Origin of the sequence: Rhizocola hellebori, assembly GCF_016862955.1 — a bacterium.
Taxonomy (GTDB): domain Bacteria; phylum Actinomycetota; class Actinomycetes; order Mycobacteriales; family Micromonosporaceae; genus Rhizocola; species Rhizocola hellebori.
This window is the reverse complement of record NZ_BONY01000102.1, coordinates 19,179-31,258: the sequence shown is the minus strand read 5'-3', so window position 1 is coordinate 31,258 and position 12,080 is coordinate 19,179. Positions and strand designations below refer to the sequence as shown.

Genomic DNA, 12,080 nt, shown 5'->3' with positions numbered 1-12,080 from the left:
AGACCAGCTCTTCCAGCCCCATCTTGCCCAGGAAGTGGTCGATGCGCAGCAGCTGCTTCTCGGCGATGTAGTGGTGCAGCTCTTCGGCCAAGGCCCTGGCGGAGGCGAGGTCATGGCCGAACGGCTTTTCCACCACGACCCGGCCGTCGCGAATCAGGCCCGCGCCGGACAAGCCTTTGATCACCATGCCGAACAGCGACGGCGGGATCTCCAGGTAGAAAACGGGTGTGCGCGCGTTGCCCATGGCCGCGCCGACCCGCTGATAGGTGGCCGGGTTGGAGAAATCGCCTGGCAGGTAAGACATCCGGCCGGCCAGCCGCTCGAACACCTCCTTGTCGAGGGTTTCGCCGGTGGCCTCGATCGCGTCACGCGCCCGTTCGTGCAGCAGGTCGTCGCTCCAGTCGTCCACCGCCACCCCGATGATCGGGCAGTTGAGCAGGCCGCGTTCCTCAAGGCGGTAAAGCGATCGGAAGGTCATCACCTTGGCCAGGTCGCCGGTGATGCCGAATATCACCAAGATGTCCGCGGGCGCTGGGCCCCCACCTTGCACATCCCGTGCCATCGTCGACCCTCCAGGGTGAGGCGAGCGGGCGGACAGCCCGTGCCTCACACCCTCACCCCGCCGCGCGGGCCGGGTCATCACCCATGGTGGGTGAAAGCGCAGAAACCACACGAACCGCACCGGGCCGGAGTTAGGCTCGGGAGCGAAAACACGGCGAAGCATGCGTCCGGGGGAGCACATGGCTGAAGGTGTCGTGCAATCGCCGGGACACACCATGCGCCTGATAGCGGCAAAGCTGGAGCCGCCCCGAACCCCGACCAAGTTCGTCGCCCGTGACCGGCTGCACACCAAGCTGGACAAGGGCGCGGGCCGGCAGCTGACCCTCGTCGTCGGCCCGGCCGGATCGGGAAAGTCGGCGCTGCTGGCCTCGTGGCTGAACCGGCGCGCCATTCTCGGGGCCGGCGCCTGGCTGAGCCTCGACGAATTCGACAACGAGCCGGTCAGGCTCTGGTCCTACCTGCTGGCCGCGCTGCGCCGCTGCGCCGTCGGCGACCAGCTTCGCGGCCTGACCGATCAATCGCTGGCCCGCGGCGTCGACGCCGACCTGATCAGCGAGGTGGCCGCGGCGCTGGGCGGGCTGTCGACACCGCTGGTGCTGGTGCTCGACAACGTCGACCGGCTCCGCGACGGGCCGGCCGCGAGCTCGATCGCCTCCCTGCTGCGCCACAGCATCCCCCAGCTGCATCTCGTGCTGAGCAGCCGAAGCGAACCACCGCTGCCGCTGGGGCGGCTGCACGTGGCGGGCGAGCTGGCCCGGGTCGGGCCCGACGATCTGGCCTTCTCCACCTCCGAAGCCGGCCAGCTCTGGGCGATGCGCAGCCTGCCCATCCGCGATGACGAGGCGCGTGCTCTCGTCACGCAAACCGAGGGCTGGGCCGCTGCGCTGTGTTTGAAAGCTCAGGACGACGACCAGCCCGACGCCTTCGCCGAGTTCCTGCGTTGCGAGGTGATGTCCGGCATGACCGCGCAGACCCGAGGATTTCTCCTGCGCACCAGCGTGGCCGGGACGCTGACCGCCGAGCTCGCGGACGCCATCACCGGGCGGCGACAGGGCGCGGCGATGCTGGAACGGCTGCGGCGGCAGAGCCTGGTGGTGCGCGATGCGCACGCCTCGCCGGGCTGGGTTCGTTACCGGCAGCCGTTTCTGGGCTTTCTGCGCCAGGAGGCGCGGCTGGAGCTGACCGATGAGCTTGCGGAGCTGCACCTGCGCGCGGCGCGCTGGTACGCCGCGCAGGACGATCCGGTCCACGCGGTCGAGCATGCGATCGCGGCGGCCGATTGGCGCTACGCGGCCTCGATCGTGGTGCGGCACGCGCCCGCCCAGCTGTTTGGCCCGCACCGGCAAGCGTTGCTGGCGCTGATCGACCGGCTGCCCGTGCCGGGAGCGGCGCAACAGCCGGAAATCGCGGCGGCGCTCGCCCTCGCGGCGGCCGACCGGGGCCAATCCCATGACGCGGAAGGCTTCCTGGTGCTCGCCCGGCACAGCGGCGCCCGGCTGCCCGCCGATCGGCAACCGGCGTGGCGCGCGGCGCTGCGCCTGGCCGAGCTGATGCTTGCCCGGCACAGGCAGGACTGGCCCGGCGTCCACGCCGCCGCAGGCGAGCTGAGCGCGGTGCTCGACGGCGCCATGCCCGGTTCGATACCGGCCGCAGCACACTTACACGCGGTGATCAGTGAAAACGTGGGACAGGCGTGGTTGTGGGAGGCGCGCTTCGAGCGGGCGGGCGACAACCTGCAAGCCGCGCTGGCCAAAGCGCGTGAGCATCGCCTCGATCTGGTGGAGGTTTCGGCGCTTGGCACGCTGGCCCTGCGCGAGGCGATCGGCGGCCACCTGCATGAAGCGGCAAGGCTGGCCAACGCGGCGGTGCGGCTGCTCGAACCCGCGGGCAGGCTGCGCTCGAAACACGCGACGCTCAGCCTGCTCGCGCTGGCCCTCATCCAATGGCTAAGGGGTCACCCGCTCAAGGCCGGTCAGCGGCTGGCGGCGGCGCACGCGGCCGACCGGCACGAGCCGAGCCTCACCGGCTCCGCGGCGCACGCGGCGATCAGGGCGATGCTGCTGCTGTCCCAGCGCGAGGTGGCCGCGGCCCGGCAGCTGCTGGCCGAGTCCAAAGTGGAATCCGGGCACCATCCGCTTCCCGCCCTGGTGCGCGACTGGCTGGCCATCATGGAGGCCGAAATCCAGCTCCAGCAAGGACATGCGGCGGGTGCTCTGGCCGCGTTGAGCGCCGCACCGCCCCCGGCCCATCCGCTCGCGGCCAGGGCCGCCATCGTCGCCGCGCGGGCGCATCTGGCCGACGGCGCCCCCGCGCACGCCATCAGCCTGCTCTCCCGGCTGCACTCCGCGCCCGCGATGGTAGGCCCGTGGGCGCGCGCCGACGCGTGGCTCGTTCACGCCCTGGCGGCCGAACGGCTCGGGCATGACGGAGCGGTGACCATCGCACTGAACGAGGCCCTGTCCGCGGCCGCCGCCGAGGACCTCTTCGAGCCGTTCCTCAGCGCGGGGATTCCGGTGGCGACGCTGCTGAGCGGGCATCGCGATCTGCTCGCCGGGCACGGCAGCTTCGGGCAGCGCCTGCGCGAGCTGCTGCCCGCGCCCGCCGCCGAGGCACACCCCGACCCACCGGTGCTGGAGCCGATCACCGAACGCGAAGCGGTGGTGCTGCGCTACCTGCCGACCCTGCTGACGATGAAGGACATCGCCGGCGAGCTGTCGGTGTCACCGAACACGGTCAAGTCGCACCTGCGCAGCCTGTACCGCAAGCTGGCGGTGGGCAACCGGCGCGAGGCGGTGCGGCACGCACGCAAGCTCGGCCTGCTGCGCTCGGATCCCGCGGGCACACCAGGGCCTAAAGTCTCTATCCCAGGGCGGCCGGGTGGGCAAGACTACGAAGATGATCCGGGTGTTTCTCCTCGACGACCACGAGGTGGTACGCCGCGGCCTGCGTGAGTTGCTCGAAAGCGAGGGCGACATCGAGGTGGTCGGCGAGTCGGGCTCCGCGCAGGAGGCCGCCGTGCGCATCCCCGCGCTGCGTCCGCACGTGGCGGTTCTCGATGCCCGGTTGCCCGACGGCAGCGGAATAGACGTGTGCCGGGATGTCCGCTCGGTGGACCCCTCCATCCAGGGCCTGATCCTCACCTCGTTCGAGGATGACGAGGCGCTTTTCGCGGCCATCATGGCCGGCGCGGCGGGCTACGTCCTCAAGCAGATCAGGGGAACCGATCTGGTCAACGGGGTGCGGCGGGTCGCCGCCGGGCAGTCGCTGCTTGATCCCGCGGTCACCCAGCGGGTGCTGGAACGCATCCGCAATCCGCAGCACCTGCCCGATCAGCTCAAGGGGCTCACCGAACAGGAACGCAAGATCCTGGGTTATGTGGCCGACGGCCTGACCAATCGCCAGATCGCGGCACAGATGTTCCTGGCCGAGAAAACCGTGAAGAATTACGTGTCCAGCCTGCTGAGCAAGCTGGGACTGGAGAGGCGCACCCAGGCGGCCATCCTGGCGGTCAAACTGAAGGATCATCAATAGCTTTCTCGCCGCGAGCCGCAATCGTCGGTTATCCGACCCCATGGCTGTACAATCAGGACTTCCTTTCGACGACCTGAAGGAGCAGCGTGCGATCCGCACCGTCGGCGATGCCGGCACCTCAGTTCGATCACCCGGCTTTGTTCTACCGAGATCAGCAGGATTACCTGGTCACCACGGTTCCGTTCATTTTGGACGGACTGGAGGCCGGGGACCCGGTCATGGTGTCGGTGCCCACCTCCAACCTGGCCTGCCTGCGTGAGGCGCTGGGTGACGACGCGCGCCGAGTGATCATGCACGACATGACCGTGGCCGGGCGCAACCCGGGCCGGATCATCGGTCAGGTGCTGCTGGCCTTCGCCGGGGAACACGCCGGAAAACGGGCTCGCATCATCGGCGAGCCCATCTGGGCGGGGCGCGACGCCACCGAGTACCCAGCCTGCGCCCAGCATGAGGCGCTCATCAACCCCGCCTTCGACGGCCTGAACGCGATCATCCTGTGCCCTTACAACACCTCTGAGCTTGAGCCGCAGGTAGTGGCCGACGCGCTGCGCACCCACCCGGTCGTGTGGACCAGCACCGAGCAATACCCGAGCGATCAATACGTCGATCCGCTGGTCACCGCCGAGTCCTTCAACGTGCCGCTGTCCCCGCGCCCACCCACCGCGGAGCACACCATCATCGATGTCGAGAACGCCCACCTGACCATCGCCGAGACCCGCCGGTTCAGCGCCTCCTTCGCGCTGGCGGTCGGGCTGCCGGTCGAGCGGGTCGCCGATGCCGTGCTCACCGTCGACGAGCTGGTCGCCAACACCCTCGACCACGGCGGCGGACGCGGACAGCTGGCCGCCTGGACAGAGCACGGCCGGGCCGTCTTCGAGGTCACCAACGGCAGCCACATCACCGATCCGCTGGTAGGGCGCAGGCCGGTGCGCGACGACCAGGCCACCGGGCGCGGGCTGTCCCTCGTGCACCGCCGCGCCGATCTCGTACGGATGCACACCAATCCACGGGGCACCACCATCCGCGCCTACCTGGTCCTCACCCAGGATCTCGACCAAGGGGCCATATAACTCCGTTTTGCCCACCCTGTCAGCCGGTTCCATCGCAAGATGGGATGGTGAGCAAGGACGGAACGTTGCGACCCGACTGCGTACAGTGCCGGTCGCCGATGAGTGCCACCGCGGTGCGGCAGAAGGTCGAGGACCACCACGACCTGGACGGCGTCCCCGCTTATGTACGCCTTTACCAGGTGACCTACCTGTGCACCGGGGATGGTTGCGGGCAGACCGCGCTGAAGGGCTGGTACCGCAGCGACACGCTGCCCAAGCTGCTCAACCCGAATGGTCCATCGGTGTTGTGGCTCTAGCCAAGCCGGGCACAACAACACCCAGGTCGACGGTGATCGGGCGGTCCAGCTGGTCGAAAGTGCACGATCGCGGGCTGCGGTCGGGCCGCCAGCGGGAAAACTGCGCCGTGTGGCGGAATCGATTGCCCTCCATGTAGTCGTAGCGGACCTCGACCACCCGCTCGGGGCGCAGCGGGGTGAAGGACAGATCCTTGCCCGCGTTCCATCGCGACCCGCCCGACCATTGGCTGTCGTGTCCCTGAGCGGGCTGTGCCCAGTTCCACGGGTGCTCGGCAAACGTGGTCACCAGCGGCTGCAGCTCGGTGAACAGGCGCAGCCGCTCGCTCATCGGCAGGGCGCCGATCACGCCGACCGACGCCAGCGAGCCGTCTTCGGCGTAGAGGCCGAGCAGCAGTGAGCCGATGGCCTCCGGGCCGCTCTTGTGCGGCCGGTATCCGGCCACCACACAGTCGGCGGTGCGCTCGTGCTTGACCTTGAACATGGTGCGTTTGTCGGGTACGTAGGGCTCGTCCAGCGGTTTGGCGATGATGCCATCGAGTCCGGCCCCTTCGAACTCGGAGAACCAGCGCCTGGCCAGCGGCTCGTCGGTGGTGGCCGGGGTGAGGTGGACCGGTGGGCGGGCCTGGGCGAGCGCCTGCACCAGGCGCTCGCGGCGATGCCGGAACGGCTGCCCGGTCAGGTCGTCGTCGCCGAGGGCCAGCAGGTCGAAGGCGATGAACGCGGCCGGGGTCTGGAACGCCAGCAAGGTCACCCGCGACTTGGCCGGGTGCAGGCGAAGCTGAAGCGCCTCGAAGTCCAGACGCCCGTCTCGTACCAGAACAATCTCGCCGTCGATGACGCAGCGCTGCGGCAACTCGCTGGCGAACGCCTCCACCAGCTCGGGAAAGTAGCGCGTCATGGGCCGCTCGTTGCGGCTGCCGATCTCGATCTCGTCGCCGTCACGAAAGACGATGGAGCGGAATCCGTCCCACTTCGGCTCGTAGGAACAATTCGCCGGGAAGCCGGAGACCGGCTTGGCGAGCATCGGCGACACCGGCGGCATGATGGGCAGCTCCACGAAGATTATTGTGCTCTATAACGTTCATCTGCCGATGGTGCTCTCCCGGGTCACCAGCCGAAACGGGGTCTGGATGTCGGCGGGCTCGGAGACGTGCTTGCCCTCCACCCGGGCGATGAGCGAGCGCACCGCGAGCTGGCCGATCGACTCCTTGTCCGGCGAGATGGTGGTGAGGCTGGGCGTGGCGAACCGACCATCTTCGATGTCGTCAAACCCAATCACCGCAACGTCCTGCGGCACCCGCAGGTTGGCCTCGTGGATGGCCCGGATGGCGCCGATCGCGATGAGGTCGTTGTAGGCGAACACCGCCTCGGGCGGCTCGCTGAGCTTGAGCAGCTCCCGCATGCCGGTCAGCCCGTCCTGCCGGCCGAACTGGGCGGTGACGGCGACCAGCGCCGGGTCGAAGGACAGACCGGCCGAGGAAAGCGCTTCCTGATAGCCGCGCAGGCGCAGGTGCGCCGGCTGGCGGTGCACGTCGGGATGCGCGCCGATGAACGCTATGCGATGCCGCCCAAGGGAAACCAGGTGCTGCACGGCCACGTGGGAGGCGGCCACGTTGTCGATGGCGATGTGGTCGTGCGGCACGTCATAGACGCTCTCTCCGATCAGCACCAGCGGCTTGTCGCTGCGGCGCGCCAGCACATCGGCCCGGCCGAGCTGCACCGGGCTCAGGATCAGCCCGTCGATGACCCGCTCCCGGATCCCCTCGATGAGCAGAAGCTCCTTCTGCCGGTCGGAGTCGGTGTAGTCGAGCAGCAGGGTGTAGCCGTGGGTGCCGGCCTCCCGGATGGCCGCCCCGGCCACCTCGGCGAAATAGGGATTGTTCAGCTCCGGGATGGCCAGCGCGATGATGCCGGTGCGGCCGTTGCGCAGATGCCGTGCGCTCAGGTTGGGCGAATACCCCAGCTCGTCGATGGCCCGCTGCACGCGAACACGGGTCTCCTCGCCAACCGGCCGGTAGCCATTGACCACATTGGACACCGTGGCCAGTGAGACTCCGGCGTGCTTGGCGATGTCTTTCAGGCTGACGCCCACCGGCATCCCCCTTACGATCAATGGAGCCTTTGCGTGCGGCTGAGATAAGTCTGCACGACTACTACGACAGCCAAGAAGGCACCGCTGGTCACCAGTTGGTAGGAGGAACCCAGGTTTCCGATCTGGTTAATAACGTTTTGAATTACGCCGAGCAGAAGCACGCCTGACAGTGTGCCACTGATCGTGCCCGCGCCACCGATGAGCAGGGTCCCGCCGATGACCACCGCGGCGATGGCATCGAGCTCCAGACCCACCCCGAGAATGGTGACACCGGAGCCGAGGCGAGCCGCGTTGAGAGTTCCGGCCAGCCCGGCCAGCAGCCCGCTGAGCGTATAGGTGAGGACTTTCATCCGCGCCACCGGCACCCCCATCATCGCCGCCGCGTCCTGGCTGCCCCCGATCGCGAAGATCGACTGGCCGAAACGGCTGCGCTGCAACACCAATCCGGCCAGCGCTGCCAGCGCGAGGGCGAGGAATACGGGATACCCCAATCCCCAGAGGGTTCCCCGTCCAATTTCGACAAACGATGACTCTCTGGGTACCAGATAGGTGCTGGCGCCCTCGTCGGTGATCGACAGCAGCAGCCCCCGCGCACCGAGCAGGCTGGCCAGGGTGACGATGAAGGGCGCCAGCCGAAGCCGCGCGATCAGCACCCCGTTGAGCAGACCGATGGCGCCGCACACCGCCAGCGGAACCACAAGCGCCGGCAGCGTTCCCCATCGCGACGCATAGGCAGCAAGCACTCCGCCGAGCGCGAACACCGACCCGACCGACAGATCGATGCCGCCGCAGATGATGACGAAAGTCATCCCGATCGCGACGATGACAAGGAACGACGACTGGATCGCGATGCCAGAAGCGTTGTCGAAGCTGGCAAACGACTCGAACACCAGCGAGGCCGTCACTACACTCAGCGCCAGAACAGCAAGCGCCCCATGGCGTTGCACGAAGCCTGCCACCAGTTCCCGGCGGCCGCTGACGGCATCGGCGGGCACTGTCATCTCGTCCTCCCCCGGGCGATGTAGACGGCGACCAGGATGATGGCCGCCTGGACCATCTGCGCTGTCGAGTCGGGCAGGTTGTGTTTGATGAGCGTGGCGCGCAACAGTTGCATCAGCAGAGCGCCGGCGACGGTGCCCAGCACGCGGACCTGGCCTCCGGTCAGCGGCGTCCCGCCCACCACTACGGCGGTGATGGCGGACAGCTCCATCAGGGTGCCGATGGAGGACGGGTCGCTGGCGGTGAGCCGCGCGGTGGCCAGCACTCCGGCCAGCGCGGCGAGCAGCCCGCAACTCACGTAGGTGACGATGAGGATGCGCCGCACGGGAAGACCGGCCAGGTTTGCCGCCGCGCGGTTGCCGCCGACCGCGACCAGCTGACGGCCATATGTGGTGCGGTGCAGCATGACCGCCACCACGACGGCGATCACGGCGGCCGTCGCGATGACTACGGCAGGCTGCCCCAGCGCAAGCAGCTCTTGGTTTTTAATCTGCTTGAGTCTTCCGTCCGCGACGACGAGCGCGATGCCGCGCCCGGCGACCAGCAGCGCCAGCGTCGCCACGATGGGCTGCAGGCCCACCAGCGCCACCATCGAGCCGTTGACCAGCCCGATGGTGGCTCCGGCAGCCAGGGCCATGGCTACCGCCGGCCAGACCCCGAAACCCAGATAGAGCGGAACCACCGCCGCGGCAAGCGCCATCACCGAACCCACCGACAGGTCGATGCCCTCGGTCCCGATGACCAGCGCCATGCCCAGGGCCACCAGCACCACCGGTGCCATCTGCACCAGCTGCGTTCTCAGGTTGGCCACCTGCAGGAAGTTGTCGGTGAAGATGGCGTTGAACAGCAACAGGGCGGCGACCGCCGCGTAGACCCCATAGCGTTGCAGCTTCTCAGCCATGGGCCAGCATCCCCATGACGGCGTGCTCATCGACCTGGTCCCCGGCCAGCTCACCGACGACCGCGCCCGCTTTCAGCAGCACCACCCGATCGGCGCCCTCCACCAGCTCTTCCAGGTCAGAGGAGATCAGCACCACGGCCAAGCCCGCGCGGGCCAGCTCGTCGATGAGCGCCTGCACCTCAGCTTTCGCGCCGACATCGATGCCGCGGGTGGGTTCGTCGAGCAGCAGCACCCGCGGGTTGAGGCAGAGCCAGCGCGCGAGCAGCACCTTCTGCTGGTTGCCGCCGGACAGCTCACCCACCCGCTGTTGCGGGCTGGATGCCTTGATGCGCAAGCGTTTCATGAAGACGTCGACGATCTGATCCTGCCGCCTGCGGCTGACCAGCCCGGCTCGATGCAGCGACGGCATCGCGGCTAGAACGATATTTTCGCGCACCGACAGGTCGGCGATGATGCCTTCCGCCTTGCGGTCCTCGGGCAGCATCGCCATTCCCGCCTTGATGGCGGCGGCCGTACTGAGCCTGGCCAGCCGCCGGCCGCCCACCCAGACCGACCCCCGGTCCACCGGCAGCGCGCCCACGATGGCTTTGGCCGTCTCCGACCGTCCCGACCCGAGCAGCCCGCCGAGCCCCACCACCTCGCCGCGGCGCACCTCGAAACTGATGTCGTGCAACAGGTTTCGCTTGTCCATGCCTTCGGCGCGCAGCTGCGGCGGCCCCGGCAGGGCGGCGCGGCGGTCGTGGGTGAATTTGGTGACCCCGTCGCCACCGAGGTCACGGCCGAGCATCTTCGAGATGAGCGTCAGCTTGTCGATGGCGGCGAGCGGCCCGGTGTGCACCACGCGCCCGTCGCGCAGGACGGTGACCTCATCGCAAAGACGATAGAGCTCGTCTAGCCGGTGGCTTACGTAGAGGATCGAAATGTGGCGCTGGCTCAGCTCGCGCACGACGCCGAATAACGTTTCCACCTCGCGTGGTTCCAGCGACGACGTGGGCTCGTCCATGATGAGCAGCTTGGCGTCGATCGCCACCGCCCGGGCCAGGGCGACCATCTGCTGCGCGCCGAGGCCGAGCGAGCGCAACGGTTTGCGGACGTCGACGTGGACGCCGTACCGGGCAAGGGTTTCCGATGCCTCCCGGTTCATCCGGGGCAGGTCGATGAGGCCGAACCGGCGCGGTTCGCGGCCCAGGAACAGGTTGCGTGCCACGCTCATCAGCGGGATCAGGTTGACTTCCTGGTAGATGGTGGAGATGCCGGCCTGCTGGGCCTGCTTGGGCTGATGGAAGTCCACCGGGCGGCCGTCATAGGCGATCTCGCCCTCGTCGGCGCGGTGAACCCCGGTCAGCACTTTGATCAGCGTCGACTTGCCGGCGCCGTTCTCGCCCACCAGGGCGTGCACCTGCCCCGCGGGCAGGTCCAGGCTGACGTCCTGCAGCGCCAGCACGCCCGGGAAGCGTTTGCACACTCCCCGGACGCTCAGCAGGGGCACGCTGTCCATCAGTAGGTGCTGCCGAGGGAATCTTTGGCGTTGGCCGCGTCGTACTCACGATCGGAGATGATGACGTTGCCCGGGATGGAAACCCCCGCGTAGAAGTCCTGTGCGGTCTTGAACGCCAGCGGGCCGAAGCGCGGGTTGGACTCGATCACCGCGTTGATAGTTCCGTCCACGATGGCCTGCACGGCGTTGCGCGTCCCGTCGATCGAGACGATCTTCACGTCCTTGCCCGGGTTCTTACCGGCCGTCTTCAGCGCGGTCACCGCGCCCAGCGCCATCTCGTCGTTCTCCGCGTAGACGGCGGTGAGCTCGGGGTGGCTGGAGATCAGCTGCTCCATCACCGATTGCCCCTTCTCCCGGGAGAATTCGCCGGTCTGCTGCGCGACGATTTCCAGCCCGGGGGCCTGGGCCTTGACCCGATCGACGAAGCCGTTGGTGCGGTCAGTAGTGACGTTATTTCCGGACGAACCCAGAAGAATCGCCACTTTGCCCTTGCCGCCGGTCACTTTGATCATCGCGTCCGCCGCACGTTTTCCCTGCTCGACGAAGTTCGAGCCGAGGAAGGCTAAGTAGTCCTTGCACGGGCTGGCGTTCACCTTGCGGTCGATGGTCAGCACCGGCACCTTCTTGGCCGCTGCGGCCTGCAGGGCGGGCTCCAGACCGGCCGAGTTGAGCGGGGCCACGATGAGGAATTGGGCACCCTGCGCGAGCATGTCCTGGATATCGCTGATCTGCTTGGACAGCTGCGACTGAGCGTTGGTGACCAGCAGTTTCTTCACGCCGATTTTGGCGGCCTCGTCCTGGATGGACTGGGTCTCGGCGATGCGGAACGGGTTGGCCTCCTTCTCCGACTGGGAGAAGCCGACTATCGCGTCCTTGAGGTCGAGCTTGGGCGCGCCGAGCTGCTGCAGGGTGCAGCTGGGGCCGCCCGGCCCGCCGGTGGCGACCACCTGCTCGCCCGCACTGCTGGTGGGGGTGACCTCATCCTCGCCCTTGGTGCAGCCCACAAGCGTGCTCGCGGCGGTGAGCAGGAGGATCGAGACGCCCGTGAGCACTCGCAATCTTGCCATCATATCGATATCTCCTAATCCGGGGTTGCGGCAATGCGGGCTCGAGCTCTATAACGTTATACAGC

10 protein-coding genes and 1 pseudogene are annotated in these 12,080 nt (G+C 68.0%); 4 read left to right on the top strand and 7 right to left on the bottom strand.

Translation table 11 applies throughout. The features are described from left to right. A pseudogene (locus tag Rhe02_RS43495) lies at positions 1-562 on the bottom strand (glucose-6-phosphate dehydrogenase); the annotation flags it as partial. Between the two features lie 178 nt (positions 563-740). On the opposite strand from Rhe02_RS43495, the gene Rhe02_RS43490 reads away from it, so the two are divergent. From Rhe02_RS43490 to Rhe02_RS43475, 4 genes are all read left to right on the top strand, one after another. After that, positions 741-3,512: a winged helix-turn-helix domain-containing protein gene (locus tag Rhe02_RS43490; protein WP_203914394.1), complete on the top strand. Its 2,772-nt coding sequence runs from the start codon at positions 741-743 to the stop codon at positions 3,510-3,512. Then, the gene (locus tag Rhe02_RS43485) at positions 3,457-4,092 is read left to right on the top strand and encodes a response regulator (protein WP_203914393.1); all 636 of its coding nucleotides are present in this window, start codon (positions 3,457-3,459) and stop codon (positions 4,090-4,092) included. The genes Rhe02_RS43490 and Rhe02_RS43485 overlap by 56 nt, the downstream gene beginning before the upstream one ends. Before the next feature lie 86 nt (positions 4,093-4,178). After that, positions 4,179-5,162: an anti-sigma factor RsbA family regulatory protein gene (locus Rhe02_RS43480; protein ID WP_239124431.1), complete on the top strand. Its 984-nt coding sequence runs from the start codon at positions 4,179-4,181 to the stop codon at positions 5,160-5,162. 98 nt (positions 5,163-5,260) lie between these two features. Continuing rightward, the gene (locus tag Rhe02_RS43475) at positions 5,261-5,458 is read left to right on the top strand and encodes a hypothetical protein (protein WP_203914392.1); all 198 of its coding nucleotides are present in this window, start codon (positions 5,261-5,263) and stop codon (positions 5,456-5,458) included. Here the strand turns inward: Rhe02_RS43475 and Rhe02_RS43470 are convergent. Genes Rhe02_RS43470 through Rhe02_RS43445 form a run of 6 tightly spaced genes read right to left on the bottom strand, consistent with a single transcriptional unit; the run spans position 5,424 to position 12,018 of the window. Then, positions 5,424-6,515, bottom strand: coding sequence for an ATP-dependent DNA ligase (locus Rhe02_RS43470; protein ID WP_203914391.1), 1,092 nt, complete (start codon positions 6,513-6,515; stop codon positions 5,424-5,426). The two genes, Rhe02_RS43475 and Rhe02_RS43470, sit on opposite strands and share 35 nt — an antisense overlap. A 24-nt stretch (positions 6,516-6,539) precedes the next feature. After that, a complete protein-coding gene (locus tag Rhe02_RS43465; protein ID WP_239124430.1) occupies positions 6,540-7,556 on the bottom strand; it encodes a LacI family DNA-binding transcriptional regulator in 1,017 nt (338 codons plus the stop codon). Between the two features lie 11 nt (positions 7,557-7,567). Further along, on the bottom strand, positions 7,568-8,551 hold the full coding sequence (locus Rhe02_RS43460) for an ABC transporter permease (RefSeq protein ID WP_203914389.1): 984 nt from the start codon (positions 8,549-8,551) through the stop codon (positions 7,568-7,570). Next, a complete protein-coding gene (locus Rhe02_RS43455; protein ID WP_239124429.1) occupies positions 8,548-9,450 on the bottom strand; it encodes an ABC transporter permease in 903 nt (300 codons plus the stop codon). The genes Rhe02_RS43460 and Rhe02_RS43455 overlap by 4 nt, the downstream gene beginning before the upstream one ends. After that, entirely contained in the window at positions 9,443-10,948 is a 1,506-nt protein-coding gene (locus Rhe02_RS43450) for a sugar ABC transporter ATP-binding protein (RefSeq protein WP_203914387.1), read from the bottom strand. Before Rhe02_RS43450 ends, Rhe02_RS43455 begins: the two co-directional genes overlap by 8 nt. Continuing rightward, a complete protein-coding gene (locus tag Rhe02_RS43445; RefSeq protein WP_203914386.1) occupies positions 10,948-12,018 on the bottom strand; it encodes an ABC transporter substrate-binding protein in 1,071 nt (356 codons plus the stop codon). The genes Rhe02_RS43450 and Rhe02_RS43445 overlap by 1 nt, the downstream gene beginning before the upstream one ends. Positions 12,019-12,080: the final 62 nt, after the last annotated feature.